Here is a 25,643-nt window from a genome sequence, read left to right as displayed (position 1 = left end):
ATGAAAAAATATATCAATATAAAGACCTTAGTTTTATTCTTAACGCTAGGTTTGGCAACTACTTCTTGCAGCGAAGATTTCTTAGATCGCCCTTCTGAAGATAGTTACAGCAGTGACCAGTTTTATAATACCGATGAGCAGGTTGCAAGAACCACTTACGGAATGTATGGTGCAATGTGGGCTCCTTATTATACTAAAAACTTTTACGCATTATCAGAACTGTCATCAGGGAATTGTTTGGCTTATGCCGATGGGCCAGAGCTGATTCAGTTTAAATTGACTTCTGATAGTCCAATATTGTTAGATCCATGGAGAGCTTGTTTTGCAATCGTAGCGCAAGCCAATAATTTAATTAATAATATTGAAAAAAATGCTACTGCAGAGGTGAATAAGGCAGTTATTAAAAACACTATTGCAGAAGCGCATTTTTTTAGAGCCATAGCCTATTTTTATTTGGTTCGTTTGTACGGACCAGTGCCTATTATTGAAGATAATTTGGCTTTGGCAAAAGATCCGATGGTGAATACCAATAGAGTTGAAGATGTTTATACATTCATCGAAAACGACTTAAAATTTGCGGCAGCCAATCTAAAATCAAAAATTAGATCTAGATCTGCTAGCGGAGAAAATATTTTTGTGTCGCAAGGTTCTGCTGAAGCATTTTTAGCTAAAGTATATTTATATGAGAAGAAATATGCTGATTCTAAAACAATGGCTGAAAAAGTGATTAACTCAGGTGAGTTTGGATTACTGCCAAATTTTGCAGATTTGTTTTTGACTAGTAAAAATAACAACGAAGAATCTATTTATTCTTGGCAATGGTCTGGTGCTATCAATACTTATGGAGGAGGAAATTTCTCTAATATCCAATATGGTTTAGATATTTTGAATGATAATGCTTCATACGGGGCTACTTATGTTCCTAGTAATGACGTTCAAGATGCTTTTGAAATTGGAGATTTAAGAAGAAAAGAATCTTTTATGATTTATGGAGATTCGTATCCTAACATTAAAGGAGATGGTGTTGTAGGTTTTGTTATGGATAAAACTAAATATCCAGATGTATTGGCCAATACAGGAGCAGCGGTTAAGAAATATGTTGTAGGGCAAGTTACGAGCGAGACAGGTCCAGCTGATGGATGGGGCGGAATGAGTAACTGCAATTACATTATGCGTTATGCCGATCTTTTATTAATACATGCTGAGGCAACTATGGCTGGAGCTGATGAAACTACTAATGCAGCAGCAAAAGAATCATATAACAAAGTGAGACTTAGAGCGGGTCTTGGAACTTTAGGAAATAATGTGCCTTTAACAAAAGCAGCTTTGTTTCATGAGCGTAGAGTTGAATTTGCTTTTGAAGGTGAATTTTGGTTCGATTTAGGAAGATTGCCACGTCAAGAAGCAATCAATATTATTTCTCAGCAAGATAGAGGTTTCGATTCGCAAGGGGTAATACATTATACGCCAACGCCAACTGATTTTATTTATCCAAAACCAGATGTCGAAGTTAGAAAAAATCCAAAATTGAAAGAGGCACCAGTTCCTTACACTTTCAAATAATTTTTTAAAAGTAAATCACTATGAAAAATATAAAAAATAGAATGTTATTGAAGTTGTATTTTTTAGCTTCGATTTCAATTTTCCTATTCGCTTCTTGTTCCAATGATGATTCAGTAGGTTCATCTGGAAAACTGGAAGTAACTGGAATTAGCAGATCTGTTGTTGACGACCCTTTGGTTGAAGGAGATAGAAAAGTTGATGTTCCTACAGATGTTATTAATGCAGGAAATTATTATATCATTAGAGGATCTGGTTTTGCGACATTAAGATCAATTTCGTTTAACGGATTAGAGTCTTATTTTAATCCGACATTCGTAACAGATAATGCAATTGTGGTTATGGTAGATTCAAAAACGCCATACTATAATGAAATGGATGAAATGAAGATCGTAACCAATTTGGGTACTCTGAATTATAAAGTGGCTATTAGACCTCCAAGTCCTAATATTACAGGATTTCCTGTCAATGCAAATCCAGGAGATGTCATTACCATTACAGGAGAATATTTCTTGCGTCCTGTCGTTAATTTTGGCGATATCCAAGTTGAGCCAGTGTCTTCTACGTTAACAGAAATTGTAGTTAAAGTTCCTGAAGGAAGTTATTTGAAAAATTTATCTGTAACAAATGTATCTGGAACAACAGTGGCTCCACAAGTAATAGGTTCAGAAATATATGATGATGCTTTCACTAATATTTGGGGCTGGCAATCGCTGTGGGATGGAACTAATGAGTTTGATGCAGCCTACGCTAAAGATGTTTATCAAGGAACGAAGTGTGTTCAATGGAAGGCGGGTGAATGGGATGGATATGTTATTGGTATTAACAACTGGTCTTATCATGATACAGATAAATTCAAAGCAGTAAGATTTTGGGTTAAAGGTGAAAAAGCTGGAAAAGTGAAGTTTTTTGCTAATGGAGATGCTGAGAAAAACATCGTGATCGTTGATGTCAGAACATCTTGGACTTATGTTGAGGTGCCATATAGTTCGCTAGGTAATCCAACTGAATTATCTCAAATTGGATATCAAGAATTTGGCGGTTTTGGCGGAAATGTGATCTATCTAGATGATATCGGATTGGTGTTAAAATAATTGTTAGGATTCAAATAAAGATTTCGACAAAAGTCCAGTCTATTAATCAGAATCCATAATTAAAAAACTAAAAGAGAATTTATGAAAAATATATATAGTAAAATAAAACATATTGCTCTAAGTGTCTTTTTGGTTGTTGCAGCTTCTTCCTGCGATAACGAAATTGAAGATATTGGTGGAGCGCAGCAAAATTATAATACAGCGTATGGCTTAATTCAGGCAAATAGTAATTTAACTACGTTTACAAAAGCAATAAAATTAGCGGGTTTAGAATCAACATTAAATACACCTGATAATTACACGTATTTTGTTCCTAACGATGCCACTTTCGATGCTTATTTGGTAGCCAATGGCTATGTAAATGATCTGGGATATCCAGATATAACACTGGTTCCAGTTGAAGATTTAAAACAACTTGTTTTAAGTCATGTTATTAAAGGTGTCAAAAAAAGAGTGGGCAAACTTGCAGGGGTTGAAGCCGATTATTTAGAAACGGGAGATTATGCTACAATGGCAAATGCAGTAAATGCAGATTTATACTTGTTAAGCATTAATGTAACCAACGGTGTTTTAAAGGTAAACGGATCCGATAAAGAAGCGCCAGGATTAGATTATTACGGTACAAATGGTTTCGTAAATATTTTAAGCAATGTTATCGAATTAACTCCGCCAGCTCCAGCGATTTCAGGATTGTCGCAAGTTTTGGCTTCTCCGGGAGATGTTATAACAATTACAGGACAAAATTTTGTAAAAGTAAAAAGTGTAAAATTCGGATCTACTGAAGCGACATTTACTGCGGTTTCTAAAACAGAAATAAAAGCAACCGTTCCAGCTGATTTTGATTCGTATGCACTTATTGTTGTAGAAACGGAGTTTGGAGTTTCTGCTCCAAGCGGAATCGGACTTAAATATTTATTATACGAAGACTCATTGAAAGGATGGGGCTGGGGCTGGGGAGGAGACATTACCTGGGAAAGCACAGAAAAAGTAAGCAGAGGTACACATGCAATCAAAAAAGTTGCAGAAGCTTGGAGCGGACTTTTCATGCACTCAGATCTTCTTCTAAAAGCGACAGATTATCAATTTGTCAAAATGTCAATATTCCCAACAGAAAGCACTAAAATTATGGTGACCATAAATAGCGACACGGGCGATTCTGCTAAAGGTACGACTGTTGTCTTAGTGCCAGGGCAATGGAATAATATTTCAATTCCTATTTCAGCTTTGCATCCGGAACTTTTAACGGATGGAAATTTTGATAGCGTGTTTATTCAAGAATTTTCTGGAGGAACAATTACTCCGTCTAGCGTATTTTATATAGACGATATCGGATTTTTATAAAAAAATAATATGTTATGAGTTAGTTTGAGGTATTCCCTAATTGAGAAATTAGGGAATATCTTTTTTAAAAAAGATAAAGAATGAAAAAAATAATTTTAGGGTTTCTTCTCAGTATTTCGAGTTTTGCTTTCAGCCAAGGAAATACGCATAAACAGCAAGGCGGAAAATTTGATGGTCTTACAATGACACCACCAATGGGGTGGAATTCATGGAATACGTTTGCAACTAATATTGACGAAAAGTTAGTAAAAGAAACCGCTGACATCATGGTTTCTTCCGGTTTGGCAGCGGCAGGTTATAATTATATTGTTTTAGACGACGGATGGATGACGCACGAGCGTGATGCAAACGGTGATTTGGTGCCTGATCCAGAAAAATTTCCAAGCGGAATGAAAGCGCTTATAGATTATGTTCATAATAAAGGTCTGAAATTCGGTTTATATAATTGTGCAGGAACAAAAACTTGCGCAGGTTATCCTGGAACAAGAGGTTACGAATATCAAGATGCGAGATTTTATGCAAAACTCGGAATCGATTTCTTAAAATACGATTGGTGTAATACAGAAGGGATCACGGCAAAAGAAGCTTATACCACAATGAGTAATGCCTTAAAAACAGCTGGAAGACCAATTGTTTTCAGCCTTTGCGAATGGGGAGATAATCAGCCGTGGGAGTGGGGAAAACCAATTGGAAATCTTTGGAGAATATCTGGGGATATTTACCCTTGTTTTGACTGCGAATTCAAACACCCAGAAAATTGGTCGTCTTGGGGATTCATGAAAATTGCTGATATGCGAAAAGATATTCGTGAATATTCAGGTCCTGATCATTGGAACGATTTTGATATGATGGAGGTTGGAAATGAAATGAACGATACCGAAGATAAAACGCATTTTGCAATGTGGTGCATGCTTTCTTCTCCTTTATTTACAGGAAACGATTATCGTAAAATGTCTAAAGAAACTTTGGCAATTTTAACCAACAAAGAATTGCTTTCTGTAAATCAAGATAAATTGGGAATTCAAGGTTTCAAATATGCAATTTTAGATGGAGTGGAAGTATGGGTAAAACCGCTTGCTGATGGAGCTTGGGCGATAAGCTATGTCAATAGAACCGCAACTTCAAAAAAAGTAAATTTCGATTGGAAGAAAAACAATATCAAAGATGCTGATTTTGGTTATGAAGCCGATTTTAGCAAGACAATCTTCAAAATAAAAGACCTTTGGAAAAACAAAGAAAGCGGAAATACGAAAAAGGCTTTTACGGCAGAAATAGCTTCTCATGATGTTGTTACCTTAAAATTAACTCCTTAAAACTATATAATATGAAATCGAAGGTTTGGTATGCTGCTTTTTTTCTTTTATTATTTGTAAATTTTTCAAAAGCACAATTTGTGAAAAAACACGGGCAATTGAGTGTTCTCGGTACTCAGCTTGTAGATAAAGAAAATAATCCAATTGTGCTACGCGGCTTAAGTTTTGGATGGCATAGTATGTGGCCGAGATTTTATAATGAAAAAGCAGTAAGTTGGTTAAAAAAGGATTTTAATTGTAATGTAGTTCGCGCCGCAATGGGAATCGAGTTAGGAGATTACTCTTATATAAAAGATCCGCAGTTTTCTAAAGAGAAAATCGAGGCTGTTATAAACGGCGCTATAAAATCAGATATATATGTCATTATAGACTGGCACAGCCATAATGTAAACTTGAAAGAAGCAAAAGAATTTTTTGCGGAGATATCAAAAAAGTATGCTAAGTATCCAAATATAATCTATGAAGTATTCAACGAACCAGATTATGAGACTTGGTGGGAAGTAAAAAACTATGCAGAAGAAGTTATTAAAGTTATTAGGGAGAACGATCCTAATAATATAATATTAGTAGGCTGCCCGCATTGGGATCAAGATATTGATCTTCCTGCAGAAGATCCGATAGGAGGTTACACTAATTTAATGTATACTATGCACTTCTACGCGGCAACGCACGGTAAGGAATTAAGAGATAGAACAGATAAGGCGATAAAAAGTGGTTTACCAGTTTTTATTTCGGAATCGGCAGGAATGGAAGCTTCTGGCGACGGACCTCTAAACTATACTGCTTGGCAAGATTATATTGATTGGATGGAAGCTCGAAAATTAAGCTGGATTACGTGGTCTGTTTCAGATAAAGATGAAACGTGTTCTATTTTGCAAAAATCGGCAAAATCGGAAGGAAAGTGGAAAGATGAAGATTTGAAGGATTCAGGAATCAAAGTCCGAGAATATTTAAAGAAATACAATAAAGAAGAATAATCTGTTTTTATAGTTTAAATAAAGAAAGTCTGCTCGTGTTAGAGCAGACTTTTTTGTTTTTAGGTCTTCTGTTTTTTACTAAAAATACAGTTGTAATTAGTATTTAGAAGGTAATTTAATTGATGTTGTTTTTGTAGGAATAATTTTCTTGATTGCAATTGTGTTTTTGAGTTTGGTTATTTGTCTTTTTGAAATCTTATTTGTTTTGTTTTTAGACTTAACCCCTAAAATTTTAGGGGTTCTATTGTTTTTTGTTGTTTTTGTCGGTGGTATTTTGTAGTTTTTATCTGTTTTATTTTTAAAATACCCCTTTAAAAATTAAAATTATGTCTAAAATCTGTTGTTGAATTTTCAAAAACAATTATCGATAAATGTCAAATCACGATTATTGGAGATTTAATTTTTGTAATCCGTAATTCTTCGCCTAAAACGTCAAAAAAGCCGTTTCGAATTATTCTACTCATACAAAAGTTAATAAATTCGCTAATGAAAATGATGATGATTTGAAGGGCGCATGAAAGGTTTTAGAAATGACTTATACTATTAAAATAGATATATAAAAAGATTAACTAACCAGAATCAATTAATAACTAAAAACCAAATTAAAACATGAAAAAAGCATTTCACATTTTAGCCGCGATGTTAACAAGTTCTTTTGCCTTTGCCCAAGAAGAGGAAGCAGCCGCTACCGCTCCAGCAACCACATGGGGAGGTTCTGCAGATGCGTACTATAAATATGATTTTTCAAAACAAATGAATGGATTAACGAGCTTTACCAACTCACAGAATTCATTCGAATTAGGAATGGCGTCGATTGAAGCAGGTCATACTTTTGGAAAAGCTTCTGTTTTTGTAGACTTAGGTTTCGGAAAAAGAGCAGCAGAATTTTCATATAATGAAACGCCAGATAAAGATGCAAGCGCAAAATTTATGATTAAACAATTATTTTTTACATACAATTTAACTGAAGAGTTTAAGGTAGTGGCGGGTAGTTTCGGAACCCACATCGGATATGAAGTGTTAGATGCAGTAGATAATAAAAATTACAGTATGTCGTATGCGTTTTCTTATGGGCCATTTTTCAATACTGGGGTTAAAGCACAATATACTTCAGGTCAATTTACTGCGATGTTAGGATTAACCAACCCGACAGATTTTAAATCGGCTATGGATGCAGGTTCTTACCAAAAAACATTCATCGGGCAAGTAGGATATATTGGGGATACAGGAAGTGCTTATTTAAATTTTACAACAGGAAGTAGTAATCCAATTCCAGGAAGTACAATTCCAGTTTCAGACGAAAATAAAACGCAGTTTGATTTAACAGCATCTAAAACAATTAGTGATAGTTTCGCTCTTGGATTAAATGCAACTTATGCAAAAACAACAAATGATTTTGATAGCAATTTAGATGGAGATTGGTTTTCTGTAGTAGGATATGCTAATTATACTTTTAATCCAGCATTGCTTTTAGCTTACAGAATAGAATATTTTGATGCTAAAGATGCCGCTCCAAGTTTAGGAACTTTAGCAGGATCAAGTGTATTTGCCAACACAGTTTCTTTAAATTACAAAGTTGGAAAACTTACCATAATTCCTGAGTTAAGATACGATGCGGCTTCTGAGGATATATTTTTAGACAAAAATGCATTGCCAACAGGTGGAAGCTTCTATGGTTTAATTGCAACAACATACTCTTTCTAGAGATAAAGATTGATATTTTTTTTTTTTTTTGGAGCTGTCGAAACATTCTAATGTTTTGGCAGCTTTTTTACATTATGATGAGTTTTAAATTATGAATACTGCTTAATGATTGTTTAAAATTGCTGTGTGTTTTATTTATATGATTGTAGAGATGCGACGTAGTGCGTCTTTTTTCGAATCGTAATGGCGAATTGATTAATATGATTTATATTGTGGAAACGCACCGCAGAACGTCTTTTTGCAAATAGTAAATAGTGAATCGATTAATATGATCGTAGAGACGCGCCGCAACACATTTTTTTTGATAATATGAATCGTTAACTGTATTATGAGTATATTATTATGGAATAAAAAAACGCATTTCTAAAATCTAGAAATGCGTTGTATATTTTAAAAAAATAATTTTTATTTATTGGATTTGTTTTTTGTAAATAGAATAAATAGTGTCTATTGTTTTTCTGTCTAAGACTGAGGTTGCATCAGTTTGAATATAATGCAGTTTAAAAGCTTGAATTGCGGCACTTAAGTTTTTAGTATTATAGCCTATTATTCTAAGTGCGGGTTCAATTTTAAAATCAAAAGGAGCAGGTTCTAAGACTTCGTCTGGCCAAATTCCGAATCCTTTTTCTGCTAAAATTTTCCACGGAAACAATGCGCTCGGATCTTGTTTTCTTCCTGGTGCAATATCAGCATGGCCTAAAAAGTTTTGCGTCGGAATGTTATAATCCTTTTTTAGTTTAGTTAATAAAGCTACTAAACTGCTAATTTGTGCCTCAGTAAAGGGTTTAAAACCATTATTGTCTAATTCAATACCAATCGAACAAGAGTTTAAATCTGTTGTTTTCCCCCAAGTAGAATTTCCGGCATGCCAAGCTCTTAGATAATCATTAAGCATTTGAACCACCTTTCCGTTTTCAGAAATGATATAATGGGCACTTACTTGAGTTTTGGTTTTGGTAAAAGTATTAATCGTCTGCTGCAGCGAATCTTGTGCAGTATGATGAATAATAACAAAACTTGGTTTTCTTAAATTAAAATTTACAGTACCAACCCATTCTGTATTTATTCCGTTTACCAAATAAGTAGAGCCGGTTTTAGATAAAGTGTCTTTTACGATTCCCAGTTGTTGTGCATAAGAAGTGTCAATTGCTAATGGTGGAACCGCAGGAATTGTTTTGGATTCTTTGCTTGTAATCTGGTTTTCTAAAGTTTTCAGTTGCTGATCGTAAGCTTTTTCAGTAGTCTTGTACGGATTTGTAGAGCAAGAACTAATTACAATAGCTAGTATCAGATAACAAAAATGCTTTTTTGTCATAATTCGTTGTTTTATAGTTAATAACGATTATTCTGAAATTTTCGTATCTGGGGCGTCTTTTACTTCTTTTGAATCTTCTTTAGAATCTTTATCTTTTTTCTTTTTTGATTTGGTCTTTTTTATTTCTTTTAAAGAATCCATAAAAGTTTTATACTTTTCAACTTGGTCTGGATTTAAAAAAGCACTAATTTTCTTATCGGTACTTTCGCGTAAAGCTTTTATCTGCTCAATTTTTTGATCTTGATTACTGCTTTCGTTTTTTAATAAAATACCTTGCTCACGTATACTATCAGCCAAAACATTTGAAATTGCAATTGACTGCAACTCATCTAGATTAATTTGCTGTTTCATCTGATCGACAATCAATGCTGCCGTTTGCTCTGGAGGAGTCTCCTTAGGTTTGCTTGGTGTACTTTGCGGACCAGCCATCATACTTCTATCCATGCCCATTCCGCCACCTCGACCATAACCGTTGCCATAGCCATTATTGTAGTATCCGTTTCCGTATTGAGCAGAAACAGTACTGAAACAGAATAAAGTGAAAACGAAAATAATTAAGTTGAGAGTAGGTTTCATAAAAGTATTTTGTCTAATGTTAGCAATAGTTATGTGTAAATTTAAGCAGGTTCTCCGTATAAATCAAATTCTGTCGCTTCAATTATTTTTATATTAACAAATTCTCCAGTTTTTACATAATGTTTAGAGGCATCAATTAGAACTTCGTTGTCAACATCTGGACTGTCAAACTCTGTACGTCCCACAAAATGAGCGCCTTCTTTTCTGTCAATAATACATCTGAAAACTTGACCAACTTTCTCCTGATTCAAATCCCAAGAAATTTGAGATTGAAGTTCCATAATTTCATTTGCTCTAGCTTGTTTTACATCATCTGGAACATTGTCTTCCAATAAATAAGCATGAGTATTTTCTTCGTGAGAATAAGCAAAACATCCCATTCTGTCAAATTTCATTTCCTGAACAAAATCTTTCAAAATTTCAAAATCTTCTTGAGTCTCACCAGGGTAACCAACAATTAATGTTGTTCTAATTGCCATTCCAGGAACTGCTGCGCGGAAATCTTTTAATAACTGAGTAGTTTTAGCTTGAGTTGTACCACGGCGCATCGATTTTAGAATAGAATCTGAAATGTGTTGCAATGGGATATCTATATAGTTACAGATTTTTGGCTCACGTTTCATTAATTCTAAAACGTCCATAGGGAAACCAGTAGGGTAAGCATAATGTAAACGAATCCATTCGATTCCTTCAACAGCTGCTAGAGCTTCTAATAGTTCTGCTAAATTTCTTTTTTTATAAAGATCAAGTCCGTAGTAAGTTAAATCTTGAGCAATTAATATTAATTCTTTAACTCCATTTTTAGCAAGACCTTGAGCTTCTTTGACTAATTTTTCAATTGGTTGAGAAACATGAGAACCTCTCATTAAAGGAATTGCGCAAAAACTACAAGGTCTATCGCATCCTTCAGCAATTTTTAAATAAGCATAATTTTTCGGAGTTGTAGTTAAACGCTCTCCAAGTAATTCATGTTTATAATCTGCACCTAAAGCTTTTAGCAATTGAGGTAATTCTGTTGTTCCAAAATACTGGTCAACGTTCGGAATTTCTTTTTCTAAATCTGGTCTATAACGCTCAGATAAACATCCTGTTACGAAAACTTTGTCTACAAGTCCTCTATCTTTTTTGTCTGCATATTCCAAAATCATATTTACCGATTCTGCTTTTGCATTATCAATAAATCCGCAAGTATTGATTACAATAATGTTTCCTTCTTTTTCTGCAGGAGCTTCATGTTCAACTTCTTTTCCATTTGCACGCAGCTGTCCCATAAGGACTTCACTGTCATAAACATTTTTTGAACACCCAAGAGTGATTACGTTAATTTTGTTCTTTTTTAAAGACTTGGTTCTCATACTTTTATAAATTGGAGTGCAAAATTACACTTTTTTTATTCAAACAACACTAGTTTCCAGTTTGTTTTAGCTGTTTTTTATGAAGTAGTCCTGACTTCTTGACTGTTCATTTTAAATTAAACTAAAAAGAAAGGTCTTTCAAACGGCAAAAAAAAATCCACCAAGTAAAAACCTGATGGAAATTTTCAATCATCTATTTTGATTTTTAATTACAATTCAAATAATAAAGTCATGGTAACATTGTTCAATTTTGATGTAATGTTAGCTCCATCTGTGAATCCTCTTGTAAAGAAACCTTGATTTGAATCTCTTTCTAAATAAGAATAAGCTAAATCAAGCTTTGTAGATCCAAAATTATAACCTAAACCAGCAGAATAGCTGTTTAATTCACCAACTGTAATTCCGTTTTTATAAGGGCTTCCTTCATAACGGTATCCACCTCTTAAGCTCAATTGTTTTATTTTGTACTCAGCACCAATTCGAAGTTCGCCTGTGCTCGTTAAAGTATTGCTGATATCATTATTGATTCCTCTAAATCCCGGATCATTTGTAGGTTTAAATTTGCTGTTGCCATAATTTCTTATGCCGTAATCAACGCTTAATAAACCAGATTTTCCGAAAACATAAGCAGCGCTAAAAGTCCATTTGTCTGGTGTTTGTAAAGTATACGATTCGTATACGTTAACTATGTTTGGGTTTACTGGGTTGCTGAAAGTTTCGCCTGAGCTAGTTTCAGTAGTAGAATATAAACTTTGTGAAAGTTCATCATAAAGTTCGTACCATGTATTTGATTCGTAAGCTATCCCCAGTCTGAAATTGTCTGTTACTTTTCCAATTGCTCCAAGCTGGAAAGAAAAACCATTTCCATATGTGTAAAGTTCGTTGTTGAAACGCACATTAGATATTGTTTCGTATGTTTCTAAAGGGTTGTTATTGTATTCGTAAAAGCTTGAAGATCTTCTGTAGTCGGTTATGTGAGCATTTAAATTGGCTCCAAAATAGAGTCTGTCTTTGTATGAAGTTGCAATATTAAAGCCTATTTTGCTATTATATCCTCTAGTGTAAACATCATTTTCTTGGTGATAATTTCCTCCAGCAGGCACATTTGTGTAGTATTGTGTATTGTTGTCATTGCCTGTAACAGGGTTGATTACATATCCTTCAAGACCAAAAAAAGCTTGTTGTTCAGAATATGTAAGGTTTCTGAATGGGATTTTAGTGACATTGCCCAATTCAAGTCCGTTTGCATAGTTTAAAAAATAGCCATCTATTGAATTAGTTGGATTCGTTCCTGCAGAAAAAACTTGATTGTTGAAATTATTAGTATTTTCATAAGTTGCGCCAATCGCAATCTTATTCCATCCAACATTTGGATTGTTATTTTTAAATACAAAAACGCCTCCTGCTTGATTTAAGATAAAAGAGTTCTCTTTATCTGATGTTTCAGTTCCGAAGTAATTAGAATTGTTTTTAATATTCTGATTGCTAAATGTTACTCCAACTTGATTGCTATTAAAAATTGCAGATCCAGCTGGGTTAACACTTAAAGAAGAAATGTCTCCTCCAACTGCTCCAAAGGCACCGCTCATGGCTCTATAGCGTGCAGTTCCGGTAAGGTTCTCTTGAGAATAACGTAAAGCATCTGAAACTTCTTGTGAATATGACGCGCTGACAGTTAGTCCTGTTATAAATAGGAAAAATATTTTTTTCATTTTGATAAGTTTAAGTTAGAAATTGAGAGGGTTGAGGAAGAATTATCTTCTGCCTCCACCGCCACCGCCACCAGATCTCATTCCGCCACCGCCGCCACCGCCGCTGTATGATCTAGATCCTCCACCGCTATTGCTAGGAGCGTAGCTTCTTGATGAACCACTATTGCTAGGAGCATAGGTTCTTGATGAGCCACTGCTGTTGCTAGGTGCGTAAGTTCTATTTGTTGTGGTATTTCCGCTATTATTATAAGATCTTCTGTTGCTGTAATTGCTATTGTTGTAGTTTGAGCTGTTGTCGTAAGATCTTCTGTTTGTAAACGTAGGACTGCTTGTTCTTCCATTCATATTAGAACGTCTAAAGTCAGTGTATCCGTTTGATCTGTTTGTGGTATAATTTCTATTTGTTGTGTAGTTTCCTCTATTTGTAGTGTAGTTTCTGCTAGTGTTATAGCCTCTATTGGTGCTGTAATTTCTGTTATAAGCATAGTTTCTATCGCCATAATAGCCTGCAGAGCCTCTTCTTCCATAGTTATAAGAGTAATTGTAGCCGTAGTATGGATATCCCCAACTTGGATAGCCCCATCCTGGATATCCCCAGCCAGGGTAGCCCCATCCGTAATAAGGGTAACCCCATCCATATCCATAACCGTAGCCGTAATAAGGGTAGCCCCATCCAATTCCGAATGACCATGATGGATTAGAGTAGACATTTACAGAAACTTCAGAACTGCTGCTTCCCCATGCAGGATAACCTACAGAGGCAGTTTGGGTGCTGTCTGAATAATTAGTGTAATTGTCAACGTCTGTAAATATCTCAGTCGGCTGATTGTCATCTTGTAACGATCTGAAATATTCTTTGTATTGGTTGTTTGTACCTGTTTGTACGTATTTAACTGATGTACCACCATATACTCCATCATTATCGTAATAAGATGAATTTTGGTAAGAACCACATGATGCAAGCAGTAAACTCAGTAATCCGATTAAGTAAAAATGATTAGAGTTTTGGCGGAGTGAAAGGTAAGTTTTCATATCTGTGGTGTTTTTTATTGTTGCACATTACAAAATTAGTTAGTTTTGTCAAACTATTTAGTTAAAATTGTATAAAACAAAATTTGTGCCAAAAAATATAATATGAGTAAGAACCTTACTACAAGATCAGAAGATTATTCGAAATGGTATAACGAACTGGTTGTAAAAGCAGATCTAGCTGAAAATTCAGGAGTTAGAGGATGTATGGTAATAAAACCATACGGATATGCTATTTGGGAAAAAATGCAAGCTGAGTTGGATCGTATGTTCAAGGAAACTGGACATCAAAACGCATATTTTCCTTTGTTTGTACCGAAAAGCATGTTTGAGGCAGAGGAGAAAAATGCTGAGGGATTTGCGAAAGAATGCGCTGTTGTAACGCATTATAGGTTGAAAAATGATGAGGATAGACCTGGGAAACTAATGGTTGATCCAAATGCAAAATTAGAGGAGGAGCTTATTGTTCGACCTACAAGTGAAGCTATTATTTGGTCTACATATAAAGGATGGGTGCAATCTTATAGAGATTTGCCTTTGTTAATTAATCAATGGGCTAATGTGGTTCGATGGGAAATGCGTACGCGTTTATTTCTAAGAACTGCTGAGTTTTTATGGCAGGAAGGGCATACAGCTCACGCTACAAAAGATGAAGCAATTGAGGAATCAGAGAAAATGATGAATGTTTATGCTGATTTTGCAGAAAACTTCATGGCGATTCCGGTTGTAAAAGGTTTTAAAACTGAAACAGAACGTTTTGCTGGAGCAGATGAAACGTATTGTATTGAAGCATTAATGCAAGACGGAAAAGCATTGCAAGCAGGAACATCTCACTTCTTAGGGCAGAACTTTGCAAAAGCATTTGATGTTAAGTTTGCTAATGCTGAAGGAAAGCAAGAGCATGTTTGGGGAACTTCTTGGGGAGTGTCTACTCGTTTAATGGGGGCGTTAATTATGACGCATTCTGACGATCAAGGATTGGTATTGCCTCCTAATTTGGCTCCAATTCAAGTAGTAATTGTTCCTATATATAAGACAGATGAACAATTGGCTCAAATTACAGAGGCAGTTAAGGATTTGACTGCTAAATTGAGAAAATTGAAAATCACTGTCAAATTTGACGATAGAACAACGCAAAAGCCAGGATTTAAATTTGCAGAATGGGAACTTAAAGGAGTGCCTGTTAGAATTGCGGTTGGTCCAAAAGATTTAGAGAACGGAACTTTTGAGGTGGCAAGACGTGATAATTTGACAAAAGAAGTTGTTTCTAACGAAAAAATCGTGGAACACGTAAATGATCTTTTAGAACAGATTCAAAGGGACTTATTTGCAAAAGCATTAGATTACCGTAATACTCATATTACGGAAGTAAATAATTTTGAGGAATTTAAGGAAGTTTTAGAAGGAAAAGGAGGCTTTTTATCTGCTCATTGGGATGGAACTGCTGAGACAGAAGAGAAGATAAAAGAATTGACAAAAGCGACGATTCGTTGCATTCCTTTGGATGCTGTAGAAGAAGCGGGAAGCTGTGTGTTTACTGGGAAACCTTCGTCTAAAAGAGTGCTTTTTGCTAAGGCATATTAAAAAAATATAGTTTTTTTTGCATTAGGTATTGCGCAAATAAAAAATAGATGTATCTTTGCATCCGCAATACAGAAGCGCGGTCCGTTCGTCTATCGGTTAGGACGCCAGGTTTTCATCCTGGTAAGGGGGGTTCGATTCCCCCACGGACTACAAGTTATATTACATATTGAAAAGTTTCCAACTTAGGAGAATATTGGTCCGTTCGTCTAGGGGTTAGGACGCCAGGTTTTCATCCTGGTAACAGGGGTTCGATTCCCCTACGGACTACAAATTAGTTGTAAATAAGTTTTGTAAAACAAAAATTGGTGTCTCGGTTTTTGTTTTATTAGTTAAAACCAAAGTGATTGTTTTACAGTTGTGGGAGGTTTTTCTTTTTTAACTAGTATTTATAATAATTATTACATCTAAAATTAAAAGAAAATGGCAAATCATAAGTCAGCATTAAAAAGAATCAGAAGTAACGAAAAAAGAAGAGTTCTTAACAGATACCAGCATAAAACTACTCGTAATGCTATTAAAGCGTTAAGATTAGCTACTGATAAAGCTGATGCTACTGCAAAATTATCAACTGTAATCTCTATGATTGATAAATTAGCTAAAAAGAACATCATTCACGATAATAAAGCTTCTAACTTGAAGTCTAAATTAACGAAACACGTTGCTAAATTGTAATTAATACAATTTGTAAGATATATAAAAGTCCTCTTCTCAGAGGACTTTTTTTTGTTTTAAATTGCATGTAAATGAAATTCCAATAAAAAATAAATTCCAAATTCCAATCTTTATGAATAATTGGAATTTGGAATTTAAAATTTAAAATATTGGAGTTTTATAAACCTTAATTTGATTTTGTACCGAAGACTTTGGTATTTGGAATTTAAGATATTGGAATTTTAATTTTCACTCTAAATCAATCTTCTTTTTAAGATATTCCAGCATTGGCTGTGTAATAGGTTTGGAAAGGAAATCTATTATAATGGGATATTTTTTTGCTTTAGCAAGATCTTCGGGATCAATAGTGGAAGATAATACGATTACTGGAACGGTATTAAATTCTTTGTAATCTGAAGAAGTGAAATGATCCAGAAATTCCCATCCTCCCATAATTGGCATATTTAAATCTAAAAAAATTAATTCTGGTCTTTTCTTAGCTTGATCGTTGGTGTATTTTAAAACATTAAAATGATGAAGAGCTTCTTCGCCGTTTTGAGCTGTAATAACTTCGTGTGAGAATGAAGATTTTGAAATTACCTTTTTGCATAGCATCAGTGTGATAGGGTCATCATCGATGCATAAAATCTGCTCAAGCATAATAATTAATTTTTAAATGTTATTGTAAATGTGGTTCCTTTATTGACTTCGCTTTCGATAGAGATTGTTCCTCCCATGGTTTCTACCTGCGATTTTACAAGGTATAATCCTAATCCTTTGCTGTCGGGATAATTGTGGAATCTTTGATAAAGCCCAAATACTTTGTCGCGATTTCTTTCTAAGTCAATTCCGATTCCGTTGTCTTTAAAGGTTAAGATTGTTTTTTGTTCTATTTGTTCTGCTATTATTGATATTTTTAATTTTCTATTTTCCGATTTGTATTTTATAGAATTAGTAAGCAGATTTAATAGAATGCTTTCTATATAGGCTTTATTGGTAATGAGTTCAGGGACTTTATCAAATTTAAGCTTAATTATAGGTTTGTGTAATTCAATCTGAAATGAAAGCTGGCTGAATACATTTTCAAAAACTTCTTTTAGAGACACTTCCTCTTTTTGCATCGAAGGATTGTCTTTTATAATAATAACCTTTACTAAATCATTGATGGTTTCGTTTAGTAAATGAGTCGATTTTGTAAATCCAGCTAATATTTCTTCTAGCTCTTCATTTTCGATCGGAATATCTTCTATTAAATTTAATAGTCCGATTAAGTTAGAAAGTGGAGCTCTAAGGTTGTGCGATGTGATGTAAGAAAACTGTTTTAAGTCTTTATTGTTTTGTGTTAATTCTCGAATAAGATGTTCTTTTTCTGTTTCTAGTTTTTTCTCATCTGTAATATCTCTTTGTATCGAAATCCAATGCGAGATAACGCCTTCGTTATTAAAAATAGGAATCATAGAAAAGCGTACCCAATATTCTTCTTTGCTTTTAGTGTATGTAATGGTTTCGATTAAACATTCCTCTTCATTTTTTATGGCTCTCAGAAGTTTTTTTAATTCATCAGAATCCGATTTTGGTCCTTTAAAAATGTTCGGCGATTTTCCGATAATTTCATTTGACTGATAACCCGACATTTGAGAAAATGCTGGATTTACATATACTATTTTTGGTATTTTTCTTTCAGAAGAATTGGCTTCGGTAATTAAAATAGAATCTTTAGATTGTGTAATTACGGTTTCTAAAAGTTTTAATCGCTGTTCTTCTTCCTTTTGTTTTGTAATATCTTGAATGGCTCCAATCATTCTGATGGCTCTTCCGTTTTCATCTTTTAATAAAAAACCTCTATCCAAAACATATTTGTAGGATCCGTCTGCGCATCTAAAACGGTATTGATCTTGCCATTTTTCAGTTTTTTGCTCTATAAAAGAATATAGTTTTATTGACATTCGGATACTGTCTTCTGGGTGAATTTTGTCAAACCACCATTTAGAAGTTTTTCCTACTTCTTTTGGGTCATAACCAAAAACACCTTCAATTCCTTTATTCCAATTAATACTGTCCTCTTGAATTTTCCAATCCCAAATAGTATCGCTTGTCGCTTTTGCTACAATGTCATATTTCTCATTAGATTCTTTTATTTCTTCGTTGGTTTTGTTTAACTTTTCAAAAATGGTTATGTTTCTTTTTTCGTTTTTTGAAAGGATAAAGCTAAAAACCAATACTGTAATTAGAATAAATATAACGTCTTTTACTAAGGATAGATATAGATATTCTGATGAGGAAAAGTAGGTTATGAGTAATTTATGACATAGGACCGCCATAATTATCGAGATGATGGTATAAATAAGAGTAATTTGGAGAGTTTTACTTTTCATCACTTCAAATATAGTTAAATTAACTATAACTAAACGTATGTTAATGTCATTTTGAAACCGATATTTTTAGGATTTATATTAACTAATTGATTGTATATACGCAAACTATGGTATAAACATTTTTTTTTAAAAAATAAAGTGTACCTTTGCGCCCATTAAAAATCACAAATGGAATCTATTAGAAATATTGCAATTATTGCCCACGTCGATCACGGTAAAACCACTTTGGTTGATAAAATTATGTATCACTGTCAATTATTTCGTGACAACGAAAATACAGGTGATTTAATTCTTGATAATAACGATTTAGAGCGTGAGAGAGGTATTACTATTACTTCTAAAAACGTTTCTGTTCAGTACAAAGGAACAAAAATCAATATTATTGACACTCCTGGCCACGCGGATTTTGGAGGTGAAGTAGAACGTGTATTGAACATGGCCGATGGTGTATGTTTGCTAGTGGATGCTTTTGAAGGTCCTATGCCGCAAACTCGTTTTGTATTACAAAAAGCTATTGACTTAGGTTTGAAACCTTGTGTTGTTATTAATAAAGTTGACAAAGAAAACTGTACTCCTGAAGAAGTTCACGAAAAAGTTTTTGATTTGATGTTTGAATTAGGTGCTACTGAAGAGCAATTGGATTTCCCAACTGTTTATGGTTCTGCTAAAAACAACTGGATGTCTGATGATTGGAAAAACCAAACAGAAAACATCGAGCCTTTACTAGATATGGTAATTGCTAATGTTCCAGCTCCTAAAGTTTCTGAAGGAACTCCACAAATGTTGATCACATCTTTAGATTTCTCTGCATTTACAGGTCGTATCGCTATCGGTCGTCTTGAAAGAGGTGTATTAAAAGAAGGTATGCCAATATCTTTAGTAAAAAGAGATGGTTCTGTAACAAAATCGAGAATCAAAGAATTACACACTTTTGAAGGTCTTGGACGTAAAAAAGTGGCAGAAGTAATTGCAGGTGATATTTGTGCTGTAGTTGGTGTTGAAGGTTTTGAAATTGGTGACACTATTGCAGATCATGAAAATCCTGAAGGTTTAGCTTCTATTGCTATTGATGAGCCTACAATGAGTATGTTGTTTACGATCAATGACTCACCTTTCTTTGGTAAAGAAGGTAAATTTGTAACTTCTCGTCATATTAGAGAAAGATTGACAAAAGAATTAGAGAAAAACTTAGCTATGAAGTTAGGTGAAACTGATTCTGCTGATAAATTTATGGTTTTTGGCCGTGGTGTACTTCACTTATCTGTTCTTATTGAAACAATGAGAAGAGAAGGTTATGAGTTGCAAATTGGTCAGCCACAAGTTATCATCAAAGAAGTTGATGGTGTGAAATGTGAGCCAATTGAAGAATTAACAATCGACTTGCCAGAAAATCTTTCAGGTAGAGCGGTTGAGTTCGTAACAGTTCGTAAAGGTGAAATGTTAAGTATGGAAACTAAAGGTGAACGTATGATCATCAAATTTAATATTCCATCACGTGGAATTATTGGATTACGTAACCAATTACTTACTGCTACAGCTGGTGAAGCTATTATGTCTCACCGTTTCATTGGATATGAGCCTTACAAAGGAGAAATTTCTGGACGTAACAAAGGGTCATTAATTTCTATGGAAAAAGGAAAAGCGATTCCTTATTCTATCGATAAATTACAAGATCGTGGTAAGTTTTTCGTTGAACCAAATGCTGAAATTTACGAAGGACAAGTAATTGGTGAAAACTCTCGTAGCGATGATATGTGTGTGAACGTAACTAAAGAGAAAAAACAATCTAACGTTCGTTCGTCTGGAGCTGATGAAAAAGCGAGAATTATTCCTCCGATTATTTTCTCTCTTGAAGAAGCTTTAGAGTACATTCAAAAAGATGAATATGTAGAGGTTACACCAAAATCTATTCGTTTGAGAAAAATCTATTTGACAGAAACTGATAGAAAAAGATTTAAAATCTAATTATATTTTAAATTTCAATATAAAATCCCAAATTCCAATTCTGGAGTTTGGGATTTTTTTTGTTTGCAATTTTTGGATTTGTATTTTTTTTGGATTTTGGAATTTAAAAAAGTTGGAATTTTAAATATTATCTTTTTAAACTAAAATGCCCTTTTGCTTCTCGATTATCTGCTAATTTTAAGGTGTACCAATAATCATCAGATGGAAGTGGATTGTTGGCAAAAGTTCCATCCCATCCTAAGTCAAAAGGATGAATTTGTTTTATAAGTTTTCCATATCGATCAAAGATGTAAATAGTGGCATTTCTGTTTTCGGTAGTATTTAAACCTACAATATTCCAGTAATCATTGTATCCGTCATCGTTTGGCGTAAAAAATTTTGGTGCCCCAACAACAGCCGCGGTTTTATGCACAACGCCACAATTTTTTTTGTCGTTTACATATACCTCATATATGCCAGCGCTGAGATTATCAAATGTGTTGGAGTCTTGAAAAGGTCCATATGGCGCGTTTAAACTATATTCGTAATCGCCTTTTCCAGATACAATTATTGTTATTTTATTGGAAGAGCCATCTATTAGATCTACGACATCTATACTCTCGATGTTTGCGGTATTAGATCCAGAAACTTCTATTGTTCTGGTTTTTGTACAGTTGTTGCTGTTTGTTATATTGGCAGTATACGTTCCGCTTTCATTAACATCTAGTGAATAAGAAGTGGCATCAGGTACTTTTACACCATCTTTGAACCAGGAATAAATAAAATTATTTATGGTAGAAAGTTCTATTATTCCAGCATCTAAATGTGCTTTATAGAACGGAAGGTTTTCGCAAATATTCGTAACTGCACTTGTTTCAATGTTTGGCAGTTTATTAATATGTAGTTTTATTTTACTGATTCCATAACAGTCATTTCCTTCTTCAATTCGTGCAAAAATAAATTGATCATAAGGTATTTCATTTTGATAAGCTGTTGGATTTAAAATCGAATTCTGTTCTAACAAGGCATCATTTTCGGTTGAGAAATAGGCTATGTTTTGAGAACCAGTAATCGGGATGTTGGATTTAGTTAAGTCCAATAAATGAAATCCATCTTCTATGCCATCATCGTCACAAACTGGATCAATATCGAAGGTTGATTCTGGAATTATATTTGTTTTTAAAGTTAAGTTGCTTATGCTAAAGCAATTTGTTTTTGCATTCGTAACACGAGCGAATAGTTGTTGAGGATTACTCGTGTTTTTAAACTCCGTATTAAGTGCATTAAGATTGTTTAAGGCATCGTTGTTGCTTAAAAAAAATAAAGTTTCAAGATCTGGATTGTTATTGGTTAAAACAGAATTTGCTTCTTTTAGATTAAACAAAACTAAACCATTGCTGTTTTGGTCAGTGTCGCATTGTACTAAAATTGCACTTTTTATCTCAGGAAGAGGATTTATAAAGACTTTAATTTCTTGTATTGCAACACTTGCGGTTTTATTTGAAGCTTTTATAAAAATAGATTGCTGAAAAGGTATGCTATTAGAAAATGTACCTGATAGCGGATTAGTTTCTGTTTCAGCATCATTTCTGGATAAATAATATTTTAGGGTTAGATTCTGTAGATTTTGATTCTCAAAAATACTTGCGGTTATGTCGTCTAAATTAATTTGAGCTTTTCCATCGGTTGAATTAGAATCTTGATCGTCGCATATATTTATAGTTGTTTTTGGGAAGTTTAATTTATCGCTTACTTTGATGTTAAATGAGATCCAATTGTAACAGCCCGTTTTAGTGTTGGTTATTCGGGGATAAAGGGTTTGCGGACTTGTAGTATTTTTAAAATCTGCTGGATTTTGGATTGCATTTAAATTTAATATAGCATCATTAGAGGTAGTATGGTAGGTAACAGCCATATCGGTTTGATTATCTACTATAATAGATGTATTTTTTGTTAGATCAAAACTTACAGAAGGATTAGTTTCGCCACTATAGTCTACTTTTTCTAAATCTAGTACATCTGAGTAAGGTTGAACGTTTATTCGTGGAGGATCATCAAAAGTTGCGGTTCCTGTCCATTGTATTGAAAAATTAGTGTTTCCTGAAAACCTGTCAATAACAATGTAATAGCTTTGACCTGCAGTAACTGTAAGCCAACTTACAAAGCCATTTCCTTTTTCTCCAGGCCCTTCACTAGTGTCATAATCTTGACCCGTCATTCCTGTTGTGTTATTTTGGAGTTTAGCCAAAGCGGGATTTGTTGATGAGCACCGTATGGATTGTCCTAACGAATTACATGTTGCAGTAGGCCCAAATACGAGAAAATCAAAGTCTACATCTAAACTAGTGTTCTCTGGTCTTAGTATAAAGCCTAAAGTTCCAGATGTTTTAATATAGAGTTTTAGCCATAAGCTGTTATTTTCAGCTGAAAAACAGCTGCCTTCTGAAGGAGAATATTCCGCAATTTGACCCGCACCTGTAGCACTTATGCCTTGAAAACCCGAATTGCCACAAACAAAAATAGCATCTTTACAGTCATTTTGTCCGTAAAGGTTTAAGGAGATAATTAAAAGGAACAGAAATATTTTAACTCGATTCATCTTAATAAAGTAAGATGTAAAAGTAAGAATAATGTAATTGAAATCTTAAAATACTGAACTGTTGTTGGTTGGCTGTTTTTTGTTTTTTGTTGAATTTATTTTCAAGGATGTTAAATTAAATAGCTAAATAGGTATTGATGTTAAAAAAGAAAGAATTTAAGATATTACCTTTTCAGGCTAAAGTGTCCTTTGACATTTTTTCCATTAGCAAAAAAGAGCGTAAACCAATAATCGTCTGAAGGCATTTGTCTCCCGTTAAAAATTCCGTTCCAGCCAGCTCCATTTTGATTCATTTGTTTTAGCAGATTTCCGTAACGATCAAAAATAGAAATGGTGTAATCTGGCATTTGATCAATATTTTTAATAACCCATAAATCATTGAATCCGTCTCCATTTGGAGTAAAGAAACGCGGATAATCCAAAACATATACTAAAAAAGAATTCGACAAACCACAGCCATTTTTGTCCCGAGCCTTTACATTATATATACCTGGGTTTACTTGTGTGAAAGTAGGGCTATCTTGAAAAACAGTTCCGTCTAGAGAAAATTCATAATTTCCAACACCCGTGTACTGAACTTGAATAGTATTGTCAGTTCCAGAAAAATCTTTTACATCTGCTCCAGTAATTAAAGCGGGTTCAGATAAAATTATTTTAAATTTTTTAGTTTTTTCGCAACCATTCGCATCTTTTACAGTTACCGAATAATCACCAGCGCTATTAATTAAGGTAGAATTTGTACTGCTTCCATTAGACCATGTATAACTGCTAAAGCCAGTTGCAACGGTTAGCGTCATTTCATCTCCTTTACATAAATAATGCGTTTCATCTTCAAAATTAGGAGGATCAAATGTGTGTACAATTAATTCTATTGAAGTAATATCGTAACAACTTGGACCATTTACAACACGAGCATAAATCGTCTGGCTGTTTGGAGTTGTATTTTTGAAAATATTAGGCAGCAGATTGGTTTCGGTAAGGGCATCAGAAGCAGTTAAAAAATAATTAATTGCCAAGCCTGTAGGTAAACCTGTTAAAATTTGAGGAGTCACTTCTGCATTTAAATCAAATTGATACAAACCGTCTTGCATATTGTCTCCATCGCAAGTTTCTACTGGAGATTGGTCTGGAATAGTAGAATTAGAGATGTTTAGTGTAATTTCAGCTATTTTACTACAGCCAAACGTGTTTTCAATTCGGGCAAAAATAATTTGATCTGCGCCTTTATTGGTGTATCGTTCCGGATTTGAAATTGGATTTGTTTTTGCTTGAGCATCTGCCAAAGTTTCATAATATCCCTGATTAATAATTTGAGAATCATTGTTTTTGATGAAATTGCCAGCTTTAGTCAAATCAAAAATTGAAATACCATCAGTATCATCATCACATTGAAGCAAAGAAGTATCCGTAGATGGGATTTCGGGAGCAAATTCAACAGTGATTTCTCCAACAGAAACACAAGTTGTATTGCCCAAGGTTGCCTCCACTTTATACGTTCCCGATGATGTTACGTTGTAAGAAGGAGATGTAACACCTGGAAGTTCAGAATAAGTGTTAGACGCATCTTTTTTAAACCATTTAAAAGTATAGCCTGTAGCACTCAAGTTGGTGTTCAAAACATAAGTTTCGCCATAACAAACAGGATTGTTATTGGCTACAGTTCTGTTTTCTCCAAAATTTATTTTAGTTACAAAACTGCCCGCTTCTATAAAAACAGCAGAGTTGTATTGTCTGGTTGCATCATCGGCAACGACCAATTTTAGATGGTATGTTCTGTTCGGAATTACACTTGTAGAGGCATTCATTACAATAGTTTGCCCTGCATAATTGATGGGGCTTCCATTTGCATTATAACCATTAAAGTAGTTTTCGTTTAAAGCTTCACATCCTTCTAAAGGCTGTCCATAATTGTCATTTACGGTTTCAATTTTAGGATGAACCGTTGTAGCTGACACTGCCGTAGTTGAATTAGGTAGAACGGCAAGATTTTTATATTCTTCAGAACTTCCGACTTCTTTAATTAAGAAAGCAAATCCATCTGAATAAGTGCAAGGAAAATTAGTTTGATATTCATTCGAAGCAAAAATATAATTGAAGCTTATTGAATTGGTCTGCGCTGTAAAATCAAATTCTATAAGTGTTGCTTGCGTGCTATTTGTAATTCCTAAAGCTTCATTAAGATCTGCGTCACCATTCCAACCTAAAATCCTTACTCCTTTGGAATCTTGTTTGTAAAACGGTCCTTCTGCATTTTTGCTAGGCGAAGTAGCCAAAACAATTCCTCCTGAAAAAGGAAAATTGGCACCAGCTGTAAAGGAACCGTAACTCTGTCCACTTAGATTCGGGTTTCCTGATGCCGTTACACTTTCTACATCAATACAAGAACTATTTATTAAAACATTTTGAATTAAATCTGTTGGAGTTGCTGTATCAGTTACAGAAATATTCTGCCCACTGATTTTATGGAAAAAACAGCACAAAATTAGAATTAGAAATGTTCTTAGTTGACTCATA

18 protein-coding genes and 2 tRNA genes are annotated in these 25,643 nt (G+C 34.1%); 11 read left to right on the top strand and 9 right to left on the bottom strand.

Annotated elements, in window-relative coordinates; all coding sequences use genetic code 11:
• The 6 genes from SOM12_RS02815 (at position 1) to SOM12_RS02790 (ending at position 7,989) form a co-directional block, all read left to right on the top strand.
• The gene (locus tag SOM12_RS02815; RefSeq protein WP_320492300.1) at positions 1 to 1,563 is read left to right on the top strand and encodes a RagB/SusD family nutrient uptake outer membrane protein; all 1,563 of its coding nucleotides are present in this window, start codon (positions 1 to 3) and stop codon (positions 1,561 to 1,563) included.
• A 20-nt stretch (positions 1,564 to 1,583) separates the two neighbouring features.
• Complete coding sequence (locus SOM12_RS02810; protein WP_095931028.1) at positions 1,584 to 2,654, top strand: IPT/TIG domain-containing protein; 1,071 nt, start codon at positions 1,584 to 1,586, stop codon at positions 2,652 to 2,654.
• Positions 2,655 to 2,735: 81 nt separating this feature from the next.
• Positions 2,736 to 3,995, top strand: coding sequence for a fasciclin domain-containing protein (locus SOM12_RS02805; protein WP_320492299.1), 1,260 nt, complete (start codon positions 2,736 to 2,738; stop codon positions 3,993 to 3,995).
• Positions 3,996 to 4,075: 80 nt separating this feature from the next.
• Positions 4,076 to 5,308, top strand: a complete 1,233-nt coding sequence (locus SOM12_RS02800) for a glycoside hydrolase family 27 protein (RefSeq protein ID WP_320492298.1) — start codon at positions 4,076 to 4,078, stop codon at positions 5,306 to 5,308.
• An 11-nt stretch (positions 5,309 to 5,319) separates the two neighbouring features.
• On the top strand, positions 5,320 to 6,285 hold the full coding sequence (locus SOM12_RS02795; protein WP_095931025.1) for a glycoside hydrolase family 5 protein: 966 nt from the start codon (positions 5,320 to 5,322) through the stop codon (positions 6,283 to 6,285).
• 609 nt (positions 6,286 to 6,894) lie between these two features.
• The gene (locus tag SOM12_RS02790) at positions 6,895 to 7,989 is read left to right on the top strand and encodes an outer membrane beta-barrel protein (RefSeq protein ID WP_248727866.1); all 1,095 of its coding nucleotides are present in this window, start codon (positions 6,895 to 6,897) and stop codon (positions 7,987 to 7,989) included.
• Positions 7,990 to 8,398: 409 nt separating this feature from the next.
• On the opposite strand, the gene SOM12_RS02785 is transcribed toward SOM12_RS02790, so the two are convergent.
• From SOM12_RS02785 to SOM12_RS02765, 5 genes are all read right to left on the bottom strand, one after another.
• Positions 8,399 to 9,304 (bottom strand): N-acetylmuramoyl-L-alanine amidase, encoded by a 906-nt coding sequence (locus SOM12_RS02785; RefSeq protein ID WP_320492297.1) that lies wholly within the window; start codon positions 9,302 to 9,304, stop codon positions 8,399 to 8,401.
• Positions 9,305 to 9,331: 27 nt separating this feature from the next.
• On the bottom strand, positions 9,332 to 9,880 hold the full coding sequence (locus tag SOM12_RS02780) for a hypothetical protein (RefSeq protein WP_095931022.1): 549 nt from the start codon (positions 9,878 to 9,880) through the stop codon (positions 9,332 to 9,334).
• A 41-nt stretch (positions 9,881 to 9,921) separates the two neighbouring features.
• The gene (gene rimO, locus SOM12_RS02775) at positions 9,922 to 11,235 is read right to left on the bottom strand and encodes a 30S ribosomal protein S12 methylthiotransferase RimO (protein WP_095931021.1); all 1,314 of its coding nucleotides are present in this window, start codon (positions 11,233 to 11,235) and stop codon (positions 9,922 to 9,924) included.
• A 209-nt stretch (positions 11,236 to 11,444) separates the two neighbouring features.
• Positions 11,445 to 12,947: an OmpP1/FadL family transporter gene (locus SOM12_RS02770; protein WP_320492296.1), complete on the bottom strand. Its 1,503-nt coding sequence runs from the start codon at positions 12,945 to 12,947 to the stop codon at positions 11,445 to 11,447.
• Between the two features lie 42 nt (positions 12,948 to 12,989).
• Positions 12,990 to 13,979 carry a hypothetical protein gene (locus tag SOM12_RS02765; RefSeq protein ID WP_320492295.1) on the bottom strand — a complete coding sequence of 330 codons (990 nt, stop codon included), beginning with the start codon at positions 13,977 to 13,979 and terminating at the stop codon, positions 12,990 to 12,992.
• A 102-nt stretch (positions 13,980 to 14,081) separates the two neighbouring features.
• Between SOM12_RS02765 and proS the strand changes: the two genes are divergently transcribed.
• From proS to rpsT, 4 genes are all read left to right on the top strand, one after another.
• The gene (proS, locus tag SOM12_RS02760) at positions 14,082 to 15,560 is read left to right on the top strand and encodes a proline--tRNA ligase (RefSeq protein WP_320492294.1); all 1,479 of its coding nucleotides are present in this window, start codon (positions 14,082 to 14,084) and stop codon (positions 15,558 to 15,560) included.
• Between the two features lie 78 nt (positions 15,561 to 15,638).
• A tRNA-Glu gene (locus SOM12_RS02755) sits at positions 15,639 to 15,710 on the top strand.
• A 45-nt stretch (positions 15,711 to 15,755) separates the two neighbouring features.
• Positions 15,756 to 15,827: transfer RNA gene (locus SOM12_RS02750), tRNA-Glu, on the top strand.
• Positions 15,828 to 15,980: 153 nt separating this feature from the next.
• Entirely contained in the window at positions 15,981 to 16,232 is a 252-nt protein-coding gene (gene rpsT, locus SOM12_RS02745) for a 30S ribosomal protein S20 (protein ID WP_073417115.1), read from the top strand.
• Positions 16,233 to 16,460: 228 nt separating this feature from the next.
• Here rpsT and SOM12_RS02740 read toward each other — a convergent pair whose 3' ends face one another.
• Positions 16,461 to 16,871 carry a response regulator gene (locus SOM12_RS02740; RefSeq protein ID WP_248727859.1) on the bottom strand — a complete coding sequence of 137 codons (411 nt, stop codon included), beginning with the start codon at positions 16,869 to 16,871 and terminating at the stop codon, positions 16,461 to 16,463.
• 5 nt (positions 16,872 to 16,876) lie between these two features.
• Positions 16,877 to 18,586: a PAS domain-containing sensor histidine kinase gene (locus SOM12_RS02735; RefSeq protein WP_320492293.1), complete on the bottom strand. Its 1,710-nt coding sequence runs from the start codon at positions 18,584 to 18,586 to the stop codon at positions 16,877 to 16,879.
• Positions 18,587 to 18,754: 168 nt separating this feature from the next.
• Between SOM12_RS02735 and typA the strand changes: the two genes are divergently transcribed.
• Entirely contained in the window at positions 18,755 to 20,551 is a 1,797-nt protein-coding gene (typA, locus tag SOM12_RS02730) for a translational GTPase TypA (RefSeq protein ID WP_095931015.1), read from the top strand.
• Between the two features lie 127 nt (positions 20,552 to 20,678).
• On the opposite strand, the gene SOM12_RS02725 is transcribed toward typA, so the two are convergent.
• A complete protein-coding gene (locus tag SOM12_RS02725; RefSeq protein WP_320492292.1) occupies positions 20,679 to 23,129 on the bottom strand; it encodes a T9SS type B sorting domain-containing protein in 2,451 nt (816 codons plus the stop codon).
• Positions 23,130 to 23,293: 164 nt separating this feature from the next.
• Entirely contained in the window at positions 23,294 to 25,642 is a 2,349-nt protein-coding gene (locus tag SOM12_RS02720; RefSeq protein ID WP_320492291.1) for a choice-of-anchor L domain-containing protein, read from the bottom strand.
• Position 25,643: the final 1 nt, after the last annotated feature.

The sequence above is a fragment of the Flavobacterium sp. CFBP9031 genome (assembly GCF_034044945.1).
Classification (GTDB): domain Bacteria; phylum Bacteroidota; class Bacteroidia; order Flavobacteriales; family Flavobacteriaceae; genus Flavobacterium.
Note: the sequence above shows the minus strand (reverse complement) of the source record. Positions and strands in the feature narration are given on the sequence as shown.

What these genes read in the sequence shown, in the direction of transcription:
- SOM12_RS02740 (WP_248727859.1), bottom strand. Translation starts at nt 16,871, where the DNA reads ATGCTTGAGCAGATTTTATGCATCGATGATGACCCTATCACACTGATG.
- SOM12_RS02800 (WP_320492298.1), top strand. Translation starts at nt 4,076, where the DNA reads ATGAAAAAAATAATTTTAGGGTTTCTTCTCAGTATTTCGAGTTTTGCT.
- rimO (WP_095931021.1), bottom strand. Translation starts at nt 11,235, where the DNA reads ATGAGAACCAAGTCTTTAAAAAAGAACAAAATTAACGTAATCACTCTT.
- SOM12_RS02815 (WP_320492300.1), top strand. Translation starts at nt 1, where the DNA reads ATGAAAAAATATATCAATATAAAGACCTTAGTTTTATTCTTAACGCTA.
- typA (WP_095931015.1), top strand. Translation starts at nt 18,755, where the DNA reads ATGGAATCTATTAGAAATATTGCAATTATTGCCCACGTCGATCACGGT.
- SOM12_RS02725 (WP_320492292.1), bottom strand. Translation starts at nt 23,129, where the DNA reads ATGAATCGAGTTAAAATATTTCTGTTCCTTTTAATTATCTCCTTAAAC.
- proS (WP_320492294.1), top strand. Translation starts at nt 14,082, where the DNA reads ATGAGTAAGAACCTTACTACAAGATCAGAAGATTATTCGAAATGGTAT.
- SOM12_RS02810 (WP_095931028.1), top strand. Translation starts at nt 1,584, where the DNA reads ATGAAAAATATAAAAAATAGAATGTTATTGAAGTTGTATTTTTTAGCT.
- SOM12_RS02780 (WP_095931022.1), bottom strand. Translation starts at nt 9,880, where the DNA reads ATGAAACCTACTCTCAACTTAATTATTTTCGTTTTCACTTTATTCTGT.
- SOM12_RS02805 (WP_320492299.1), top strand. Translation starts at nt 2,736, where the DNA reads ATGAAAAATATATATAGTAAAATAAAACATATTGCTCTAAGTGTCTTT.
- SOM12_RS02735 (WP_320492293.1), bottom strand. Translation starts at nt 18,586, where the DNA reads ATGAAAAGTAAAACTCTCCAAATTACTCTTATTTATACCATCATCTCG.
- SOM12_RS02765 (WP_320492295.1), bottom strand. Translation starts at nt 13,979, where the DNA reads ATGAAAACTTACCTTTCACTCCGCCAAAACTCTAATCATTTTTACTTA.
- SOM12_RS02790 (WP_248727866.1), top strand. Translation starts at nt 6,895, where the DNA reads ATGAAAAAAGCATTTCACATTTTAGCCGCGATGTTAACAAGTTCTTTT.
- SOM12_RS02770 (WP_320492296.1), bottom strand. Translation starts at nt 12,947, where the DNA reads ATGAAAAAAATATTTTTCCTATTTATAACAGGACTAACTGTCAGCGCG.
- SOM12_RS02795 (WP_095931025.1), top strand. Translation starts at nt 5,320, where the DNA reads ATGAAATCGAAGGTTTGGTATGCTGCTTTTTTTCTTTTATTATTTGTA.
- rpsT (WP_073417115.1), top strand. Translation starts at nt 15,981, where the DNA reads ATGGCAAATCATAAGTCAGCATTAAAAAGAATCAGAAGTAACGAAAAA.
- SOM12_RS02720 (WP_320492291.1), bottom strand. Translation starts at nt 25,642, where the DNA reads ATGAGTCAACTAAGAACATTTCTAATTCTAATTTTGTGCTGTTTTTTC.
- SOM12_RS02785 (WP_320492297.1), bottom strand. Translation starts at nt 9,304, where the DNA reads ATGACAAAAAAGCATTTTTGTTATCTGATACTAGCTATTGTAATTAGT.